The organism is Mesomycoplasma ovipneumoniae (genome assembly GCF_033343935.1).
Classification (GTDB): domain Bacteria; phylum Bacillota_I; class Bacilli_A; order Mycoplasmatales; family Metamycoplasmataceae; genus Mesomycoplasma; species Mesomycoplasma ovipneumoniae_G.
In genome coordinates, this window is sequence record NZ_JAWPGQ010000004.1 from 1 (window position 1) to 21,400 (window position 21,400).

The 21,400-nt window shown below is 29.6% G+C and carries 22 protein-coding genes; 18 read left to right on the top strand and 4 right to left on the bottom strand.

The window, feature by feature from the left end; all coding sequences use genetic code 4:
- Positions 1-194 precede the first annotated feature (194 nt).
- From rnr to recA, 4 genes are read right to left on the bottom strand one after another with little or no spacing between them, the layout of a single operon-like run.
- Entirely contained in the window at positions 195-2,285 is a 2,091-nt protein-coding gene (gene rnr / locus R7X45_RS01280; RefSeq protein WP_318055624.1) for a ribonuclease R, read from the bottom strand.
- Positions 2,286-2,290: 5 nt separating this feature from the next.
- Positions 2,291-2,524 (bottom strand): preprotein translocase subunit SecG, encoded by a 234-nt coding sequence (gene secG / locus R7X45_RS01285; RefSeq protein WP_075949690.1) that lies wholly within the window; start codon positions 2,522-2,524, stop codon positions 2,291-2,293.
- A gap of 47 nt (positions 2,525-2,571) precedes the next feature.
- On the bottom strand, positions 2,572-4,104 hold the full coding sequence (locus R7X45_RS01290) for a phospholipase D-like domain-containing protein (RefSeq protein ID WP_318055625.1): 1,533 nt from the start codon (positions 4,102-4,104) through the stop codon (positions 2,572-2,574).
- Between the two features lie 15 nt (positions 4,105-4,119).
- Positions 4,120-5,133 (bottom strand): recombinase RecA, encoded by a 1,014-nt coding sequence (recA, locus tag R7X45_RS01295; RefSeq protein ID WP_318055626.1) that lies wholly within the window; start codon positions 5,131-5,133, stop codon positions 4,120-4,122.
- Between the two features lie 235 nt (positions 5,134-5,368).
- Here recA and R7X45_RS01300 point away from each other — a divergent pair, with 235 nt between their 5' ends.
- The 18 genes from R7X45_RS01300 (at position 5,369) to ffh (ending at position 21,400) form a co-directional block, all read left to right on the top strand.
- The gene (locus R7X45_RS01300; RefSeq protein ID WP_318055627.1) at positions 5,369-6,091 is read left to right on the top strand and encodes a phosphotransferase; all 723 of its coding nucleotides are present in this window, start codon (positions 5,369-5,371) and stop codon (positions 6,089-6,091) included.
- Between the two features lies 1 nt (position 6,092).
- Positions 6,093-7,358, top strand: coding sequence for a GTPase ObgE (gene obgE, locus R7X45_RS01305; RefSeq protein WP_318055628.1), 1,266 nt, complete (start codon positions 6,093-6,095; stop codon positions 7,356-7,358).
- Positions 7,359-7,424: 66 nt separating this feature from the next.
- Positions 7,425-7,787, top strand: a complete 363-nt coding sequence (locus R7X45_RS01310; protein WP_044284109.1) for an MG284/MPN403 family protein — start codon at positions 7,425-7,427, stop codon at positions 7,785-7,787.
- A gap of 3 nt (positions 7,788-7,790) precedes the next feature.
- Positions 7,791-8,996 carry an MHO_1580 family protein gene (locus tag R7X45_RS01315; RefSeq protein WP_318055629.1) on the top strand — a complete coding sequence of 402 codons (1,206 nt, stop codon included), beginning with the start codon at positions 7,791-7,793 and terminating at the stop codon, positions 8,994-8,996.
- Positions 8,997-9,422, top strand: a complete 426-nt coding sequence (locus R7X45_RS01320; protein ID WP_318055630.1) for an MHO_1590 family protein — start codon at positions 8,997-8,999, stop codon at positions 9,420-9,422. It abuts the gene before it with no gap.
- Between the two features lie 47 nt (positions 9,423-9,469).
- Positions 9,470-10,624 carry a DNA polymerase IV gene (locus R7X45_RS01325; RefSeq protein WP_318055631.1) on the top strand — a complete coding sequence of 385 codons (1,155 nt, stop codon included), beginning with the start codon at positions 9,470-9,472 and terminating at the stop codon, positions 10,622-10,624.
- Between the two features lie 435 nt (positions 10,625-11,059).
- Positions 11,060-11,788 carry a F0F1 ATP synthase subunit A gene (locus R7X45_RS01330; protein WP_318055632.1) on the top strand — a complete coding sequence of 243 codons (729 nt, stop codon included), beginning with the start codon at positions 11,060-11,062 and terminating at the stop codon, positions 11,786-11,788.
- Positions 11,789-11,847: 59 nt separating this feature from the next.
- A complete protein-coding gene (locus R7X45_RS01335; RefSeq protein ID WP_318055633.1) occupies positions 11,848-12,156 on the top strand; it encodes a F0F1 ATP synthase subunit C in 309 nt (102 codons plus the stop codon).
- A 20-nt stretch (positions 12,157-12,176) separates the two neighbouring features.
- Positions 12,177-12,725 carry an ATP synthase F0 subunit B gene (locus R7X45_RS01340; RefSeq protein ID WP_252262563.1) on the top strand — a complete coding sequence of 183 codons (549 nt, stop codon included), beginning with the start codon at positions 12,177-12,179 and terminating at the stop codon, positions 12,723-12,725.
- 3 nt (positions 12,726-12,728) lie between these two features.
- Positions 12,729-13,274: a F0F1 ATP synthase subunit delta gene (locus tag R7X45_RS01345; protein WP_318055634.1), complete on the top strand. Its 546-nt coding sequence runs from the start codon at positions 12,729-12,731 to the stop codon at positions 13,272-13,274.
- A gap of 19 nt (positions 13,275-13,293) precedes the next feature.
- Complete coding sequence (atpA, locus tag R7X45_RS01350) at positions 13,294-14,817, top strand: F0F1 ATP synthase subunit alpha (RefSeq protein WP_318055635.1); 1,524 nt, start codon at positions 13,294-13,296, stop codon at positions 14,815-14,817.
- A 26-nt stretch (positions 14,818-14,843) separates the two neighbouring features.
- Positions 14,844-15,674 (top strand): ATP synthase F1 subunit gamma, encoded by an 831-nt coding sequence (atpG, locus tag R7X45_RS01355; RefSeq protein WP_318055636.1) that lies wholly within the window; start codon positions 14,844-14,846, stop codon positions 15,672-15,674.
- A 17-nt stretch (positions 15,675-15,691) separates the two neighbouring features.
- Entirely contained in the window at positions 15,692-17,107 is a 1,416-nt protein-coding gene (gene atpD / locus R7X45_RS01360; RefSeq protein WP_258824775.1) for a F0F1 ATP synthase subunit beta, read from the top strand.
- On the top strand, positions 17,094-17,354 hold the full coding sequence (locus tag R7X45_RS01365) for an ATP synthase subunit epsilon (RefSeq protein WP_044285688.1): 261 nt from the start codon (positions 17,094-17,096) through the stop codon (positions 17,352-17,354). Before atpD ends, R7X45_RS01365 begins: the two co-directional genes overlap by 14 nt.
- Positions 17,355-17,459: 105 nt before the next feature.
- A complete protein-coding gene (gene recU / locus R7X45_RS01370; protein ID WP_069099132.1) occupies positions 17,460-17,945 on the top strand; it encodes a Holliday junction resolvase RecU in 486 nt (161 codons plus the stop codon).
- 207 nt (positions 17,946-18,152) lie between these two features.
- Positions 18,153-19,073, top strand: coding sequence for a 30S ribosomal protein S2 (gene rpsB, locus R7X45_RS01375; RefSeq protein WP_420372467.1), 921 nt, complete (start codon positions 18,153-18,155; stop codon positions 19,071-19,073).
- Between the two features lie 21 nt (positions 19,074-19,094).
- On the top strand, positions 19,095-19,997 hold the full coding sequence (gene tsf / locus R7X45_RS01380; protein ID WP_318055638.1) for a translation elongation factor Ts: 903 nt from the start codon (positions 19,095-19,097) through the stop codon (positions 19,995-19,997).
- An 80-nt stretch (positions 19,998-20,077) separates the two neighbouring features.
- Positions 20,078-21,400, top strand: coding sequence for a signal recognition particle protein (ffh, locus tag R7X45_RS01385; protein ID WP_318055639.1), 1,323 nt, complete (start codon positions 20,078-20,080; stop codon positions 21,398-21,400).

Sequence of the window (21,400 nt, forward strand, 5' to 3'; positions counted from 1 at the left end):
CAAATAAAAACGAGTTTTCTATTTGCATTGAGTTTAAATAGTAGTTGCATTTTTTATGATTTTTGTGAGTGTTTTAGCTAAAAAAGGTAGTTTAAATATTTTGTAATTTTGGTTTTTTAAAATTGTCTCATCAAACTGGGAAACTCCTGAAATTAAAAAAACACTGTAATTTACAGCATTTTTTACAAATAAGACTAATAATTGGTTAAAATAGCACTAATTTTTCCGTCTCAAATATTGGCGCTTTCAATTTTAACATCGATAAATTCGCCTAATTTAAATCTATGTTTTTTATTGTATAAACAAAAATTATCTTCTGCTAACACATAAGGATCATTTTCGCTATCAGGAAGAGTTTTATTAATTATTAAGGCGTCAAACATTCCATCAATTTCAACAAAAAATCCGGATTTAATAATAGAAGTTATTTGCGCTCTAAAGGATTTTCCAATCAAATTTTGGACATATTCAGCTTTTTTTATATTTATAATTTTTCTCTCTAAATTAAATGCTTTTTGTTCTAATTCGCTTGTTGTATAGGAATTTTTTTCCAAAATTTCTTTATAAGCTTCAATGTCATCATTCTTTTGAAATAAAAAGTTATGGATAATTCTATGCAATAACAAATCAGGATAACGACGGATAGGGCTAGTGAAATGACTATAAAAAGTAGCTGCAAGACCAAAATGCCCTTCGTTTTCAGTGCTATAAATTGCTTTTTGCATTGTTCTTAAAATTGAATATTTAAGAAAATTGTCGTTATTTTCTAATTTTATTTGATTAATTTTATTTGCAAACTCTTTAGAACTAGGATTTAATTTTAAGCTGTGTTGTATGCCTAAAGATTTAATAACTTGATTAAAAATTGTTATTTTTTCAGAATCAGGGGTTGCATGAATCCGGTATAAAATCGGAATTTTTTTCTTAGTTAAAAATTCTGAAACATTTTCATTTGCCCTAATCATAAAATTTTCAATTAATTCTTCAGAAATTCCTCTTCGTTTTAGTTTTAGGGATTGTGTATATCCTTCTTGATCTAAAATAATTTTAACTTCATCAAGCGCAAGGTCAATATAACCTTGTTTTTTCTTAAAATTTGACAAAATAGTGTTTAAATTCAAACACTTTTTTAACATATTTTCTAGATCTGTATCGCCAAATGAAAATGAACCAGCAAAAAAATTATTTACTTTTTCATAAGTTAGACGCCATTTTGAATTAATTACAGAAGGGTAAATTTTAATGTATAAATTTTCACCCTTTTTATTTATAAGAGATTCCATTGTGATAGTAAATCTGTCAACATTAGGCATCAAAGAGCAAATTCCGTTTGATAATTCTTCGGGCAGCATAGGAATTACCATGTGTGGCAAATAAATTGAAGTTCCCCTTTTTTGTGCTTCAATATCGATCGCTGAATCCTGTTTTACATAATGGGCGACATCTGCAATATGAACTTTTAAGAGAAAATTTCCCTCTTTTGTTTGCTCAATAGAAATAGCATCATCAAAATCTTTTGTATCATCGCCATCAATTGTAACCACAAGTTCATTTCGCAAATCTACTCTATTTTTGTCGATATTTTTTATTTCTTGTTCAATTTTTGAAGATTCAGCCAGAACTTCTGTGCTAAATGTATCAGTGATTTCCGATTCAATTATAGGAATTTTTACATGTAAAAAAGGCTCTGATTTGTGTCCAATTTTTTGAATAACATCGAGTTTAAGGACATTTTTTTGATAATCAATAATTTTTACTTTATAAAAATTATTGATTTCTAGATCTTGAGTTGAATTTCAGCGAAAGAAAAAATTACCCTTAAAATTAATAGGCTCAAAATCTCAAAATTTATCGTTTTTAACAACTTTTCCAATTAAAAACTTAGTGTTTCGCTGAATAATTTTAGTAACAACACCGAAAAATTGATCGCTTTTGAACCTGTCAACGTAAATATTGATTTTGACTTCATCGCCCTCAAGAGCATTTGCAGTAAATCTTCCGGGAATAAAAATATTATTTTTTTGGGCTGGATTTTGTTTATCTTCAACAAAACCAAACGAGGATTGGGTAGCACGGAAAATACCAACTCGAGTTTCTATAAATTTAGGTCAATAATATTTGCCTTCCAAAGTTTTGAAAACTTGGAAATTTTCAATTAAAGTGCTTATTTGGTGTGTTAAATGTTGGTTTAAGTCAAAAGGAACATTAAATTTTCTAACAATTTCAATAAAAGTCTTTTCGTTTTTAAGAAAATTTTTGAGTTTTTCTTGAGATATAATTTCCATGAATTTTACAACAACCTAATTACTAACGATAGAGCTAAAAAAATAAAGCCCAATATAAACATTGCTCATTTTGTGAACTTTTTGATACCACGTTCTTTTGATACTTGGAATAAATCCAAATCGCTTGATCCGATTAGCGCTCCTGAGAATGAGTTTGAATGTGGTGACATAATTAGCGAAACTAAAACAATCAGGAAACCAAAAATCGCAATAAAAATAACTAAAACTGTTTTTAACATGACTAACAACCAAAAATAAGTTAAATTATACTATAAAAAGCTAATTTCTAAGCCAAAGTTTTCAAAAAGAAAATTAAAAACTTAAAAAAATTAGAAATTTTATTAAATTCTTTTACTTCAACAATAATATTTTGTTTTTTAAGTAAGTCAATGTGATTCAAAAGCTTGTTTAAAATTTTACCTTTAAAAAATAAATTGGTTTCATACTGAAAAAATAAAGATCTAGCATCTAAATTTGAAGTCCCAACCATTCCGATATTATCATCAATAATTATTGCTTTTCCGTGAAAAAAGATTTCCTTAAAAAAGTAAATTTTAGCACCTTTTTTTAACAATGTGTATGCAAAATAGTGATTAAAAGTTTTGATCAATAAAATGTCATTTCTGCCTGGTATAAAAATTTCTACCTCTATTTTTGCAAGTAAAACGTCCTTAAGTGCGTCGATAATTTTTTGTGTTGGCACAAAATATGGCGAAAAAAGCTTAATATTTTTTTTGGCCGAATAAATACTTTTTAAAATAAAACCCTCAATTAATGAGTCAGGTAAATTTGGTCCATTTTGAATAACAACGCCTAAATTTTTAATTTTAGTAGATTGGATGCTGTTTTCTTCAAGTTTGCAAAAATTATTAATTTCAGATTTAGAAATATTTTTTTTACCTCATTTTGACCAGTGAAATAGGAAATTTCGGCAATAAGTTTCGACAATTTCGCCTTCAAGTCGAAGATTTAAATCCATTCAATAGCCATAATTTTTGTCAAAACCTGAGTATTCTTCAGAAATATTATTTCCACCAGTATATACAATTTTTCCATCAATTAGAAAAACTTTTCGGTGGTTTCTATAAAAACTTTGCCCTGAAATAAAAGGAACTTTGAAGGCGTTAAACAAAAGAACTTCAATTTTTTGACTTCTTAATTCAAGTCATTGCCGTGTTTTTATGTAGTAAGTTCCAAAAGAATCGACGATAATCTTAACTTTTACACCTTGTTTGCGCTTATTAATTAGTAATCTTTTTAATTTTTTCCAAATAAAGTCGTTTTTTACAATATAAATATCAATAAAAATGAATTTTTTTGCCTTTTGAATGTCGTTAAAAAGTTTTTCAAAAAAACTATGACCATCAACAATTAAATCGCCGGTAAATTTTTGAACAGGAGATAAAAAATATTTACTTGAATAAACCAATAAATCTCGATCAGTTTTAGGAATTTTTTCTAATAACTTTTCATCAGTTTTACTTGAGTCAATAAAATATTGATATTGTGAAAAATAATGCTTAACATTTTGGTGATTTGAGTATTTTCGCCCTAAAAAAATATAAGCAATTGGTCCGATTATTGGCAAAATAGAACAAGCAATCAACCATGAAATTTTTGCTTCATGTCTTCTTCTTTGTAGCAAAATAAATAAGTTAAAAAGCGAGGTAGAACTATAAACTGAAACAAGTGTTAAAATCGCGATTCAATCAAGATTTCTAGACAGAAAAACATAAATTATGTAAATAGTTCCGCTAAAACCCGCAAGGAAAATTAATAAAAAAAAATAGTAAAAAATCCATTTTGCTCTTTTGAACATTATGGTATAATTTTACTATATTTCTGAACTTTCCTTTTGATTTTCGTTAAGTTTTTCAGTAATTTGCTCCTTTATTTCATTAAATAATTTCTCATTATTTTCAAGTAATAGCTTTAAATTCATTTTTCCTTGAGCAATATTTTCGCCATTGTATGCAAATCATGATCCTTTTCTGGTAAGAATCCCTAATTCTTCTCCTAAATGAATAAGTTCAGCTGATTTTGAAATACCTTTTGCAAAAACAATTTCAACTAAAGCTGTTTTAAATGGAATTGCAAGCTTATTTTTAACAACTTTTATTTTTACGCTATGCCCTGTTATATCATTTCCCGTTGAAATTTGTTGAACTTTTCTAACATCAAGTCGAATTGAAGCATAGAATTTCAGCCCTCTTCCACCTGGAGTTGTTTCTGGATTTCCAAAAATTACCCCTACTTTTTCACGAATTTGATTGATAAAAATAACTGTTGTACCGTTTTTATTTAGTGAAGCAGTTATTTTTCGAAGCGCTTTTGACATAAGTCGTGCTTGCGCCCCAATTACTTGATCTTTCATTTCGCCTTGTAGTTCTGCCATTGGAACTAAAGCGGCAACCGAGTCTACAACAATCAAGTCAATAGCTTTTGTTTTTGCTAATGTATCTACAATATCAAGGGCTTGTTCACCTGAGTCTGGCTGAGAAAGAATTAAATTATCAATATCAATTCCTAAATTTTTTGCATATTGAGAATCAATTGAGTGCTCAGCGTCAATAAATGCCGCAATTCCACCGAGCTTTTGAACTTCGGCAATCGCGTGCAAAGTAATAGTTGTTTTTCCTGATGATTCAGGGCCATAAATTTCAATAATTCTACCTTTTGGGAATCCGCCAATTCCCAGAGCCATATCAATGGCCATACTTCCAGAGGAAAAAACTTCAGTGTCAATCGGTGGTTTTTCACCTAAAACCATGATAGATTCATTTCCAAATTTTTTCTTAATATCACTTAAAGCTTGTTTTAATAGTGATTTGTCGTTTATTTCAGTCATTTTTGTCCTTTTTAAAATATTGGGTTAAATAATTTTCTTGTTTTTTCTTATTTTAAATTAATTTTTTTTGTAAAAAAACCTCAAAAGTAGGAAAAATCGACCAATTTTCCTATTTTAAGAAAAAATTAGCAGTTTTTCTTAAAATATTACGCTAGGGCGGAATAAACAAACATTTATTTTTGTCCTAGCAAGAATTATTAGCTTAAAATCCTAAAAATCTAATAAAATTTATAGTATGAAAAAAATTTCCATTGGTTTTACTAATAAATCTTTTCGCAACGATTCACAATTTATTCAAGAAAAAGTTTATAATGGAATGAATCATCAAATTGATTATTCAATTTTATCAAATTTTGATTTTGTTCCAAAACTAATATCTGATTCAAAAGAAGTGATTATTTGAGAATGAATTGAAGGATCTAATGTTGAAATTACCACTGAATCGCTTGAAAAAATTGCTTATCAATTAAGGGAAATTCATAATTCAAATTTAGTTTTTCCACCGTCTAACCATGCATTTCGGGTAGAACAATATTTAAAAATTCTAGCTGAAAAAGGGATAAAAAACCCTACAATCGAAAAATATAACCCATTTATCAACGAAATTTTGATAAATATGGACAAAACTAAACCACTTCATAATGACTTGTGATTAATGAACATGGTTGAAAAAGACAAAAAAATTTATTTTTTAGATTGAGAATATGCATCAAAAGGCGACATACATTTTGATCTTGCATATTTTATAGAATCTGCAAGGCTAGATGATGATCAGGAAAAAATTTTTCTTAATTTCTATGGAAAACTAAATTATAAATTAATATTATTACACAGAATTTTCGTTCTTTACCTTATAATTTTATGAGTAAATGCACAAGAAACTAAATACTTTGACGACACCCCTTACATGGAAAAATTAGATAATTTATACCAACAATATAAATTATGAAAGGAATAAAATGAGATTTATTGATCAAGTTTCAATCGAAATTCAAGCAGGTAGGGGTGGCGATGGGGTAATATCATTTCGCAGAGAGGCTCATGTTGATAAAGGTGGACCAGATGGCGGAGATGGTGGTAATGGAGGTTCTATTTATTTTATTGGAGATTCTGGTCTAAATTCGTTATTTCCGTTTTATCAAACTAAAAAAATTTTCGGAAATAACGGTGAAAATGGTAGATCAAAAAATAGGACCGGAGCTAATGGCAAGGATATTTTTGTAAAAGTTCCCCTTGGAACACAAGTGTTTTCAAAAAACACTTTGATTTGTGATGTAGTTACTCAAAAAAAATATTTGATTGCCCGTGGCGGCAAAGGCGGTCAGGGCAACACCCGTTTTAAGAATTCAAGAAATAAAGCACCCCGAATATCTGAAAACGGTGAAGAAGGTCAAAAATTAGTTCTTCAACTCGAACTCAAAGTCATGGCCGATATTGGCCTAGTCGGTAAACCAAATGCCGGAAAATCGACACTTTTATCATTAATTTCTAACTCTAAACCCAAAATTGCTAACTATGAATTTACAACTATTGTTCCGCAACTTGGCATGGTCAAATCTTACAATGATTCATTTGTTGTTGCAGATTTACCTGGTTTAATTTCGGGAGCAAGTTTGGGAAAAGGAATGGGAATTGTTTTTTTAAAGCATATCGAACGTTGCCGTGCAATTGCGCATGTGATTGACTTTGGTAGCCCAGAAAAAAACCCGATTGATGATTTTAAAAGTATTAATGCCGAACTAGCTAACTTTAGCCAAAAATTACTAAAACTAAACCAAATAATAATAGCAAATAAATCTGATTTACCCAGTTTTAAAAAAAATTTTCAACTTTTTCAACAAGAATTTTCCGAAATTCCCGTAATAGAAGCCAGTTTGATTTCAAATAATAGTGCTGAAATTCAAAATATAAAGAGAAAAATGTTTGAACTTATTTTGCAAGCAAATCAAACCGAAAATATTGAACAAACAGAAGAAAAGGAAGATTTTGTTGAATATAATCTCGATGCCCCATTTTTAATTACTAATAAATTTCCAGGATTTTACGAGGTCACTGGCGAGTTAATTAAAAAAATAGTTAATAAAATACCATTAAATTCCCAGGAAAATATTTTTAGATTTAACTCGAAAATTAAAAATATCGGCTTGTGAAATGAACTTTTAAAACTAGGAATAAAATCAGGGGACACTGTTAAAATTTATAATTTTGAATTTCAATGAAGTTAAAATTTTTTGACCATTTATTAATTTTTTTTGAGCTTAAAAAATTTAATTTTTACAGGAGATATAAAAATGGATGATTTCCGTAAACCTGCAAGATCATTGCGTAAAAAACTAAAAGATCCATCAGAATGGACATTTGTTCAAAAAAAATCACTAGTTGCTTTCTTATTCCTATACCATAAAACTAATAAACTCCACTCACAAAAAGAAAAAGTTTATGAAACTTTAGGAATTACAAATAAAAATGATGATTTACCAATTTCAGCAATTGATAGAGCTCTTTCACTCTTAGAACCTAGATATACCAAGCTTTTAATCAAAGAATTTATCGATAATGACCGTAACTGAATTAAAAAATACTGGTCTAAATCAACATATTATAAAAATATGCACAAAGCAATCGACCAATTTATTATAATTTTAAATCTTTAGTTTATGAATTTAGATCTTATTCCAAGCCAAAGCCCTGAAATTCAAATTGCAAGAAGCTATGGCCAAATTTCTTTTAATTATGCATCAAATTCATCACCTAATGGAATTAGACAATTTGTAAAAATCGAGCGCGATATTGTTTCAAACAAATATACAGTAATTGTTACTGTTTTTTCAAAAATACCGGGAAAAGTGAATGTTTATGTCCAAGTAAATAATTCAATTCCTGCAGGTCCAAAAGTTTTAGATTTATTACCCGAGCGATTTAATCAAGCAATTTTTACTTTTGGCGGTCTTGATGGCGAGAAAAGTAAGGATAATGCTGACAAATTTCAAAAAATAGATAATATTTTAGTATATCTGACAAAACATAACGAGCAACAAATGATGCTTGACAATGTGGTAAAAATCCGCAACTTTTCAGATGTACGCAAAGAATATTCTATCCAAAATCAAGGAATTGGCTTTAAACTCTTAAAATCAATAAAAATGGCAAATTTAGGAGCCGATGCCTCGCTTGAATTTTCTAAAACTTATGAAAAAATTGACGAACAAACAGTTTATTTTTTCCCTGTTAAATTTATTCAAGAAAAACACAATATAAATATTTTTAAAGTTGGGGTTGATCCTGAGACTTTTCATGCTGGAAATATCGATCGCCAGATCAATATTTCCGACTTAAAACTGACAAATCTACCAATAAAGTCAGCCACAGCAGCTAAAAATTTTTTAAATTTATCCTTCCAATTTCGCCCAGATATCTATAATAAAAACACAAAACCTGAAATTGTTGAGGGAAAATACATAATTGGGGACATTTTTATAACTTCAACCACCTTTTATGATTCAAAAGAACGGGTTGTTTATAGTGGAAATTCACAAATTTCCCAACAAGGATTCATTATTCCTTATAATTTTTCAGGATACCTAAATCCAAAAGTTGAAATGTCAATTAATTCTGATTTTGAGAAAATCAGTGTTGGATTTTCGCAACAAATACACAAAAAATTGATTGACTATGAAAAGAAAAAAGGAATTTACCGTCTGAAAATCACAAATTATCCGACTCCTTTTATAAAATCTGATGAAATTAAAATTTCTAATCAAGATTTTAAATATGTTGCAACTAATTTTTTAACAATCGAGCAGCTCAGAGATCTTTCCTTTACTAATTTTAAAGAAGATGAAGAAAATCAGTTAGAAGAATAGATGCAAATTACTGCCAAAATTTTATCAGGTCTTCTTGCAACAGGGATTATTGTCGGCGGCGGATTTCTAGGTTGATATTTGTATAACTCAAGAGTTGAAAAATCACTGTCACCTTTAAAAAAACAACTAGATTTTGAAGTTAAAAATGAATCAGAATACAAAGAAAACGATGTTTTCCCCAATATTTATGCTAATGATTTTTACGATACAATAAAAGTAAAACAAGGAAAAGTTTATATTGATGAGTGACTAGTTGAAAATGTTATCAAAGAAATTATTTCAAAAGTTAAAGTATCATTTGGATCTTTGAATTTTCGGTACAAAATTGATGAAAATCAGCAAACAATTTATATAGAAATTCTCTGAAAATATAAAAAGAATAAATTAAATAGAAATTATAAAATCAGCCTGTATCAAGATATTTAGTGCTAAAGTGTAAAAAAATAAAATAATAGTATAATTATTTTTGTCATATGCCAAAAATAATTGCCCACATTGATATTGATACTTTTTTTGTCTCATCAGAAATTAGACTTGATCCAACATTACAAGGCCAGCCAATTGCTATTTCTCGAAAAGAGGATTTTGCAATGGCTGTTTCTATTTCTAAAGAAGTTAAAGAAAAAGGCTTCAAAATCACAGATAAAACCGTATATATTAAAAAAAAGATCCCAAATTTGGTCGTAATTGAACCAAATTTGGCTTATTATCGCTTTTTGTCAAGGCAATTCTTTGATTTTATTACAAAAAATTTTACAAAAAAAATTGAAATTTACTCAATTGACGAGTGTTTTTTGGATTTGACTGATTATCTTAGAAAATTTAAGACAATTTACCAAATGTTGTACTATATTAAGAAAAAAGTGCAACAAGAACTTAAATTACCAATTTCAATCGGCGTTGCTCATAATAAATTATTAGCAAAAATGGCAACAAATTTAGCCAAACACACACGAGAAAAAATCACTGTTATTTCAAGGAATCAAATCAAACCACTCATTTATTCTCAAAAAATCGAAAAACTTTTTGGAATAGGAATGGCTACGGCTCAGAAACTAAAAAATATTGGAATTTTTACCATCAATGATCTAGTAAAAGCTGGAGTTGATAATGAAAAAATTATTCAAGTTTTAGGTGTTCAGCGTTATGGATTTTTTCAATCTTTAACTTCAACAGGAGACAATATTGTCTCAAACAAGCCCGAAAACTTCAAAAGTGTCTCACATTTTCGCACTTTTTCTCCTTATGCCAGTCCAACAAAAACAGAAACTCTACTTTTAATTTCAGAATTTTTGCCAAGTCTGGTCGCCAAACTAGACCAGTTTAACAAAGGGGCAAACCGTGTTGAAGTATATTTTAAGCTAAAAAACAAAGAACAAAACCGCTTTTTTACAGATTTATCTCAACCTTCAAATAATTATGATTTGCTGTATAATAATTTAATTGCGCTTGCAAACAAAATCGATGATTTTTCATTATTATCAGGGTTTGGAATTTGTTTGTCAAAAATTTCTGATTATGATATAAGTATGTTAAATACAAGTCCAAAAGTCAAGAATATTATTGCAAGTGTAAATAAAAAAATAGGTTTGAAAAAATTAGTTGTGCTAAAATCATTTAAAAATTAGGCCATTTTAAGCAATGAAATATTTTTATTACTTCTATTTTAAGATTTTTTTAGCAATTGCACTGATTTTATCTTTGGTTGCAATTTGAAATTACACACTAATTTTAGGCTGACTTTTCTCTTTTTTTAGTGTTGCATCCTTTTTGCTTTCAAAACACTTATTTTTTAGCACCATAACAAAAAAAGCAAAAAATAAAGAAAAAACCTCTTCATTTTTTGTTTTTTTTATTTATATTATATTAATTCTGTTTCAAGCTGCAATTTTGATAGCTATTTTTTTTATTAATAAATCATTTCAAACAGCTGCTGAAAATAGTTATGATTTTTTGCTTGGACCAATAAATATAATTTCTTTTATTTTTGGTTATACAATTTTTCCAATTAGTGCTATAATTTATTTTTTATTATCAAAGCACAAAAAAACAAAGGAGTAAAAATGGATTTTTTTTCACACTGAAATCAACCGCAATTATTTACTCTTTTTATTTTAGTAGTTTTTGTAATAATTTTATCAATTATTATCTTTTTTCACATAAAAAAAGCAAAAGTTGACAAAGCTCCTTCAGCAATAGTTTTATTTGCAGAATCATACTTTTTATTTATTGATGATCTTGTTGAGTCTTCCGGTGAAGGTTACGTAAATAAAGCAAAACCTTACGTTTTTTCTCTTTTTACCTTTTTTTTATTAGGTAATCTATTATCATTGGCAGGTCTTGAGCCAATTTCTACTTCAATTTCGGTAACCCTAAGTTTAGCGATAATTAGCTGACTAGGGATTTTTGTTGTTGGATCAATTTTTGCAAAAAGATATTATATACTTGAATTTGCAAAAAATCCACTCAAAATAATAGGGGCACCGGCTCCATTAATTTCACTTTCTTTCAGGATGTATGGAAACATAATTTCAGGTTCCGTTTTCTTTTTGATTATTTATTCAGGAGTTCTTTGACTTTACCAAAAAATCCCGCTAGGTGCTTTTGGTAATTTTAATTTGCCGGTTGTATTAATTTTCCCACCGTTTCTTATTTATTTTGATATTATCGGCTCGTTGATACAGTCATTTATTTTTGTAATTCTAACTGTTTCATACTGAGGAATGGAAGTAATTCACCCGCCACAAAAGCAAAAAACTGAACAAAAAACATTGAACATTGTTCAAACTTAATTATTTTGTAGGCAAAATAATTAAGTTATTATAAATTTATTATAAAAAAAAGGAAAAAAATGGAATCTGTTATAAATTTCTCGCAAAAAGTTGTTCAAAATTTTCAAGAAACTGCAGCTAACACTGCTAATTCAGGACTAAATGCGACTGCATTTGCATATTTAGGTGCTGGACTTGCAATGATCGGAGTTATCGGCGTTGGTGCCGGTCAAGGTTATGCTGTTGGAAAAGCTTGTGATGCTATTGCAAGAAATCCTGAAGCACAAAAAAAAGTTTTTCGTGTGTTAATAATTGGAACCGCTATTGCAGAAACATCATCAATTTACGCGCTTTTAATTGCCTTTATCCTAATTTTCGTACAAGGTTAATTCCAAAAAATTTGTAAGAAATGCAACCAAGTATTAATCAATCATTAAGCGAATTGTTTAAAGGGATAATCCCTAATGTTTATGTAGTTGCTGCAACACTTGTTAGTTTTTTAGTTTTATTTTTAGTTTTGACTTATTTTGTCTATCGTCCACTTAAAAAATATATCAAACAACGCAAGGATTTTCTCCAAAATCACATTGACTCAACAATCCAATCAAATAATGAAGCTAAAGAATTAGCAAAACAATCGCAAAATCATTTAGAAGAAACAAAGCAATATTGCATTGATTTAAAACATGAATCTCAACTTGAGGCAAATAAGCTTATCGAAGATTCAAAAAAACAAGCCACCGAAGAAGCTCGTCGCCTTATTTCTGAAGGTCAAAAAGTTTTAACCGAATATGAAAAAGAAATTGTAAAAAAATATCAGGAAAATATTATTAATGTTGCTGCTGATATAAGTAAAAAATTTCTGATAAATCAAGAGCAAAACAACAAAGACTTACACGAAAAATTGGTTTTAGATCTAGAAAATTTGCTAAAATCTGAGAAAAATATTAGAGAATAAAAAATGCACCCACAGGTAAAAAATATTTACGGCTATTCTGAGTCGCTCTTAGAAATTTCCGTGTCTGAAAAAAAAGTAGATCAATTTATAAATGATAGTTTTTATATAATTGATTTAGTTAGCGTCAATCCTTCTTTAATTTCGATTTTGACGTCACATTTTATTTCAAAAAGTGAAAAATACACTTTGATAGAGAAAATTTTTGACTCAAAAATTGACACTTACATGATAAATTTTCTTAAAGTAATATGCAAAAACAATCTTTTTTCACATTATAATCAAATTTTAATTAAATTTATAAAGCTTGCAAATGCTTATTTAGGCCAAAGTTGAGGTCAAATTCAAAGTGCATTTCCACTGTCACCATCAGAAATTGCCAAATTTGAAGACTTAATTTCCCAAAAATTAAATAAAAAAATAGTTTTACGACCAAAAGTAAATCCAAAATTAATTTCTGGAATCAAAATAAGCATTGATAACCATATTTTTGAACATTCACTCTCATCACAGTTGCGCTCACTCAAGCAAAAACTTATAAAAAATATATAAATTTTAAAGGTTTTTTAACATGAATAAAGATATAAATTTAACCGCAATAATTAAAAATGAAATTAAAAATTTCGAATCCAAAATTCAACATGATGATATTGGAAAAGTTATTGTTGTTGGAGATGGAGTTGCGCTTGTTTCTGGGATTGAAAAAGTAAAATTTGGTGAGCTTGTTCAATTTGAAAATAGTGTTTTTGGAATTGCACTGAATCTTGAGCAAGATTTAATTGGTGTTGTTATTATGGGAAATGAAAACTCTGTTTTTCAAGGCTCAACTGTCAGAAGAACAAAGTCTGTCATTTCAATTACAGTTGGTGATCAACTTTTAGGCCGTGTTGTTAATGCACTTGGTCATCCAATTGACGGAAAAGGTGAATTTGACAATAGCATAAAATCTGAAATTTTTACAAATGCACCTTCAATAATGGACAGAAAAAGTGTCGACCGTGGACTTCAGACCGGAATTTTAGCAATTGACTCACTAGTTCCAATTGGAAAAGGGCAACGTGAGCTAATAATTGGTGACCGTCAAACTGGAAAAACAACAATCGCTATTGACACAATTTTAAACCAAAAAGGCAAAAATGTTTACTGTGTTTATGTTGCAATTGGCCAAAAAAATTCAAGTGTAGCCCAAATTGTTGCTCTTCTTGAAAAAAAAGGCGCCCTTGAGTACACAACAGTTGTCGTTTCAGGAGCTAGTGAACTGTCACCTTTGCAATATTTAGCTCCATATTCTGGAACTTCAATTGCCGAATATTGAATGCATAAAGGCAAAGATGTTTTGATAATTTATGATGACTTATCAAAACATGCTATTGCATACAGAACGCTCTCACTTTTATTAAGAAGGCCACCTGGAAGAGAAGCTTTTCCTGGGGATATTTTTTACCAGCACTCATACCTTTTAGAGCGTTCATCACAATTATCCGATGAAACAGGTGGCGGTTCAATCACCGCTTTGCCAATAATTGAAACTCAAGCTGGCGATATTTCAGCTTATATTCCGACAAATGTGATATCTATTACCGACGGTCAAATTTTTGTTCGTGATAATCTTTTTAATTCAGGGCAAAAACCGGCAATTGATATAGGTCTTTCAGTTTCGCGGGTAGGTTCAGCGGCTCAATCTAAATTAATGAAATGAGCTTCTTCATCATTAAAATTAGAACTGGCACAATATAATGAACTTAAGGCTTTTGCACAATTTGGATCTGATTTAGGCCCAAGTTCGCAGTTAATTCTTGATCGCGGAAACAAAATTTATGAACTTTTAAAACAAGAAAATCAACAACATTTTTCTCAAATTCAACAAATAATGCTGTTAATTTTAATTAGAGAACATCTAATAGATCAGTTGCAACTTGAATCTATGCAATCTTTTAAATCAGTTTTTCTTAAATATTTAGACACAGATTCTGAAATTAAGTCAATTTTAGAAAAAATTGATCATAATGTTACTTTAAAAACTGACGATTTAAATTTAATTTTAAAGTCAGTAACAAAATTGATTGAAAATTTTAATTCAGGTCGAAGTTTTTAATTGGTTTTTTATAAAAGAGAACAAAAATGCCTAAATTAAATAGAATTCGCGCAAGATTTATCCAAATTCAAAATATAAAAAAAATTACTGGCGTTATGGAAATGATAGCTAATTCAAAAATTCCTAAAATTAAACGTCAATTTAAGTCATCTCAAGAATATTTTGAAAATTTAGACCATATTATGCAAAATATTTTGGCAAATTTATGCAAAACACCTGAAGAGCTAGTAGCATCAAGCTCCGAAAAAAATCTTTACATTGTTTTTGGTTCAAATTTAGGTTTTTGTGGCGCCCTTAACAATCAAATTTTAAAAAAAATTACTCCTGAATTAACAAAAAACGATGAAATCATTATTTTTGGCAAGAAAATTTATAACTACATATCACTAAGGTATCCTAAAAATATTATTGAATATTTCCCCGGGGTTGAAGAGACGAATTTTTCTGAGCCAATTCTTCAAGTAACAAACTTAATAAATAAGGCAATTTCTGAAAAAAAATATAAAAAAATTTTCATTTGTTATAATAAATTTATAAATATAATTCAATCAAAGCCAAATATTATTAACTTATTTGATTTTGCAAAAAATAAAACAAAACAAGAGGGATACGGAATTGAATTTGAACCCAGTGCAGTTGAAGTGCTCAAAAAACTAATTCCTTTTTATATTAAATCCCTTTTGGAAAAAATATTTATTGAATCTAAATTAGTCGAGACATCCGCTCGTCGAACTTCAATGGAAAGTGCAACAGATAATGCCCAAGATATTCTTCAAAAATTAGAACTTGAAATAAACTCAAGCCGCCAGTCGATGATTACCCAAGAAATTATCGAAATTATCAGCGGAAAAATGTAGCAAAAGTAGGTAAAATAATGAAAAAACAGATTAATATAGGTCATATAGTTCAAATTTTTGGTCCTGTTATTGATGTTCAATTTCCAAACGACCATATGCCTGCAATTCTTTCAGCCCTTGAAGTTGAAGTTGACAATCAAAAAATCGTTTTTGAAGTTGCCCAACATTTAGGTGAAGGAATCGTCCGTGCAATTGCAATGTCAATGACTTATAATTTATCAAAAGGTTTAGAAGTAAAAGACACAGGTTCTCAAATTTCAGTTCCGGTTGGAAATCAAGTCTTATCGCGAATGTTCAATGTTTTAGGAAATCCAATTGATAGTGGTCCGGCTCTTGATTCAGTTGAAAAAAAACCTATCCACTCAGCTGCCCCGACATATTTAGAACAAAAAGCGGTAAGCGAAATTTTAGTTACCGGAATTAAAGTTATTGATTTATTAATTCCGTTTGTAAAAGGTGGAAAAATCGGTCTTTTTGGAGGAGCAGGAGTCGGGAAAACCGTTTTAGTTCAGGAACTTATTAATAATATCGCAACTAAACACGGTGGACTTTCAGTTTTTGCCGGAGTTGGTGAGCGTTCTCGTGAAGGAAATGACCTTTATTTTGAAATGAAAGCTAGTGGAGTTTTAGACAAAACTGCCTTAGTTTTTGGTCAAATGAACGAACCACCTGGTGCCCGAATGAGAGTTGCTCTTTCTGCCTTGACAATGGCCGAACATTTTCGTGATCAAGACAATCAGGACGTTCTACTTTTTATTGATAACATTTTTCGATTTACCCAAGCAGGTTCAGAAGTTTCAACTCTTTTAGGTAGAATTCCATCGACAGTTGGTTATCAACCGACACTTTCAACTGAAATGGGTCAGCTTCAAGAGCGAATTACATCGACAATTAGGGGTTCAATAACTTCAGTTCAGGCCGTTTATGTTCCTGCTGATGACATCACCGACCCTGCGCCTGCAACTACATTTTCGCACCTTGATGCCAAAACAGTTTTAGATCGTGGGATTGCTGCTCTGGGAATTTATCCTGCAGTTGATCCTTTAGCATCATCTTCAAGAGCTTTAGATCCTAGTGTTGTCGGAAAACAGCATTATGAAGTAGCTAAAAAAGTAGTCCAAATTTTACAAAGATTCAAGGAATTACAGGATATTATCGCAATTTTGGGAGTGGACGAGCTTAGTGAGTCAGACAAACAAGTTGTTGCAAGGGCTCGCCGAATTCGGAACTTTTTATCCCAACCGTTTTTTGTGGCACAAAAATTTTCAGGAATTGAAGGCCAGTTCATTAAAATTGAAGACACTGTTAATAATTTTAGCGAACTTTTATCTGGCAAATTTGATAATGTCCCTGAAGAAGCATTTTTATACGTTGGGACAATTAATCAAGCATTAGAAAAGGCAAAAAAGATGGGATGAAGTGAAAACAATTAATCTTAAAATCTTTAGTCAAAAAGGAATTATTTTAGAATCCCAACCAGTTTCAGTTACTGCAAAAACACAACTAGGATACCGTGTTGCCCAATACGGAATCACGCCTTTTTGCGGAATAATTTCACCATCGGTTTTGTATGTTTTAAATGAAAAAGAAGAACTCAAATTTAGAATTACCGATGGTGTTATATATGCTTCTAAATCTGAGGTTTTAATTTTTACCCAGGGGGAGCTGCATCCCGCTTAATATTAATAAATTTTTAAATTTTAGGCTAAAAATGAGAAAAATTACTTGTTTTTCCCATTTTTTTCCTTTTTTGGTCAAAAAAAGCTTAAAAATTTAATTAAAAATATGAATCATAAAAACCGCGGAATGTTTCTTGAAAAAATTATTAATAACACAATTGAATTTTATTATCAAAATGATATTGCGATTTTTCACAAAAAAAATCTAGATATTGGCTTTAAAGCTGTTCAAAAAGATTTGACCTTAAATGATGCCTTTGTATTAAAAAAGTCAACCGTTGATTATTATGGAATTTATAAAGGAATTTTTGTCGCTTTTGAAGCCAAAAGTACCAATGAAAACGTCTTAAATTTAAAGCAAATTCCAGAGCATCAAATCAATTATCTACATAAAATTAGAAAACATTTTGGTTGTGCATTTTTCATCATTTTCTTTAAACAACTTGAAAAATTTTACATTTTAAGTGTAGACAAAATCGATTTTTCAAAAAAGTCAATTTCTGCCCATTTTTTAGAAAAAGAAGGCATAGAAATCGCACTTACTTACCCTGGGATCATTGATTTTATTGCTTATATTGATCAAATGATTTAATTTATTGTTTATTTTTAATTTTATGGTATAATTTAATTTTTAATTTATATTAGCTCAAAATATCATTAAAATGGATTCAGATAGATGTGCTTTTTTAAGTTCTATCTGTTAGAAATTTTAAGTAGAAACAACAAACAAAAGGAAATATTCATGGATAAGGCAACAACAGCTAAACAAAACCAAAATATCGAACAAAAAGATAGCCAAATGTTGAACATTGGTGAGATTTCTACTGAAAACTCAGCGGAAATTCCTATCGTTTCAAAGCAAAAACTATTAGAAGCTGGTGTCTATTTTGGTCATAAATCATCGCAGTGACACCCTAAAATGGCACAATTTTTACTAAAAAGAAAGCGTAATGAAACTCACATTATTGACGTTTTAAAAACTCAAAAAATGTTAGAAATTGCTTACAAATTAGTTGAAAAATTTGCCCAAAAAGGTGCTAAATTTATTTTTGTAGGTACAAAAAAACAAGCAAAAAAAGCCATTGAAGAACAAGCAATCCGTACAAATTCAATATACGTTTCTGGTCGTTGATTAGGCGGAACTTTAACAAACAGTCGTACAATTTTGTCAAGACTTAAAGCAATGGAAGAACTTGAACAACAAACAGCAGAAAATTTTGAAGGTTATACAAAAAAAGAAATACTTTCAAAACAAAAACAATTAGCTAAATTACAAAAAAATCTTAACGGAATTAAAGGGTTAAAAGACGTTCCACTTTTTTCATTAATAATGTTAGTTGCCGATCCTTTAAAAGATATAATCGCAGTTAAGGAAGCTCGTAAAAAAGGAATTAAAATTATCGGAATAACAGATTCAAATGTTGATCCATCTTTGGTTGATTTTGGAATTCCGGCTAATGATGATTCAACTAAATCAATCACATTAATTTTTACTATTTTAGCTGATGCAATTTCATCAGCAAAAGGTGGTAAAAAACTTTTTGCATATCAGCCTGATGAGCAAATTATTTTGCCAGAAGATCCTGAAAAAGAGCAAAAACAACTAAGATTTCGCCGTAATTCATTCGATAAATTTGAAAAATTTGATAAATCAAAAAGCAAACCAGGCGATAAAAAAGTACAAAATCCTAGCCAGTCTAGCGAAACTAAAATTGCATAATTAATAAAAAAGGAGTAAAAAATGTTAAAAATAGATAAATTAGCAAAAATTAAAGAATTAAGAGAAATTACGGATGCTCCTTTTGTTGATTGCAAAACAGCTCTTGAAAACTCTGACTATGAAATAAATGGTGCTATTAAATGACTTCACGAAAATGGTAAGTCAAAAGCACTAAAAAAAGCTGACCGTATTGCCGCTGAAGGTTTAGTTTTAGCAACTAAAAGTGAAAAACATGCTTTAATTTTTGAACTTAATTCAGAAACAGATTTTGTTGCTAAAAACCAAAACTTTGTAAAACTTCAAGGTGAAATTGCCCAATTACTGCTAGAAAATGACTTTGATAATTTAGAAACAGCTTTGACTATTAAAAATCAAGATTCCCGTACAATTGCAGAAATGTTAATCGAATCTACAGCAACTATGGGTGAAAAAATAACTTTGCGTCGGGTACTAAAAACTCAAATTTTAGAAGGACAAAAAGTTGGACTTTATACACATTCTAACGGACAAATTGCTTCTGTTGTTGTTTTAGATGGTGGAAATTGCACTATTGCAAAAGATATTTCTATGCATGTTTCAGCTCTAAATCCAGAATTTAATTTTGAGTCCGATGTGCCTCAAGAAAGACTTGCAGAAATCACTCAAAAAGTTGAAGATTCACTTGCCTTAGATAAGAATTTTGAAAAGAAACCTGAAGAAATTAAGCAAAAAATTAAACGTGGTAAGATTGAAAAAGAATTTTCAGAATTCGTTCTTGAATTTCAACCTTTAGCAACGGATAGTGCCATTACTGTTGGTAAATATTTAGAACAAAATTCTGCTAAATTAGTCCAAGCTGTTCGTTTTGAAGTTGGTGAAGGCATCGAAAAACAAGCTGTGGATTTTTATACAGAAGTTAATTCACAAATAAAAGAAGCTAAATAATCATTAAATTTAAATCAAAAAATATAAAGAAAGGTATAAAATTTTTCCTGTTTTTTTAGGAAAAATTTTCTATTTTTAAAATGTTAGATTTTTTGACCAATAGAATTCAATCATCTTTAAAAAAAATTCAAAAATCTGTGACCATTAATGAGCAAGATTTAGCAGAAATTATTCGTGAAATTCGTCTTGCTTTACTTGAGGCTGACGTTAATTTATTAGTTGTTAAAAATTTTATTGCTCAGGTTAAAAATCAGGTTTTAACAAACGGGCTGACTTCCAAACTTAATCCCCAACAAGAATTTTTGAAAATTTTACACCAAAATTTAGTTTCAGTTCTTGGAGTTAGTGCAAAACCGATTAATTTTTCTAAAAAACCAACAACAATAATGCTAGTTGGTCTTCAAGGTTCAGGAAAAACTACAACTACAGCAAAACTCGCAGTTTATGCTCGGCAAAAAAATTTTTCAAAAAAAATTTTACTAGTAGCATGTGATACTTACCGTCCTGCGGCGATTGATCAATTGAAACAATTAGGAAAACAAGTTTCAATTGATGTTTTTTATATTGAAAAAACTCCTGTTGAAATCGCAAAAGATGCCCTAATTTATAGCAGAAATAACAATTATGACCTTGTTATTTTTGACACCGCCGGTCGTCTTTCAATTAATTCTGAACTGATGAGCGAGTTAGTTGAAATTAAAAAAGCTGTAAAACCTGATCAAATTCTTTTTGTCCTTGATGCCCTTTCTGGTCAAGATATAATAAATGTGGCCGAAACTTTTCATAAAGAAATTAATTTAACTGGCTCAATTATTACAAAATTAGACTCAAATGCCCGTGCAGGGGCGGCACTTTCAATTACACATTTGCTTAAAATTCCAATTTTATTTATTGGTTCAGGTGAAAAAATTTCTGCCTTAGAACTATTTCATCCAAACAGAATCGCCGATCGAATTTTAGGTATGGGCGATGTGATGTCGCTTTTAGAACAAGCTGAAGAAAATATTGACAAACAAACCGTTAAAAAATTGTCTCATCGTATGTTTTCTGGTCAATTTAATTTAGATGACCTTCTAAATAGTCTTGCTCAAATTCAAAAAATTGGCAAATTTTCGAAAATTATAAAAATGATTCCTGGATTATCGGGCAAAATTAACGCAAGTCAGATTGATGAAGTTGAGCAAAAAATGAAACTTTATAAAATTTTAATTTCATCAATGACTCATGAAGAACGCAAAAAACCAAAACTTTTAAAAAATCCATCTCGCAGGAATCGAATTATTCGCGGTTCAGGTCGAACAGGTGCTGAATTTAACCGTTTAATTAATGAGTTTGAATCAATGTCCAAAAAAATGTCTGAATTTTCATCAAAAAATATTAATTTTGACTCATTTTTTAAATAA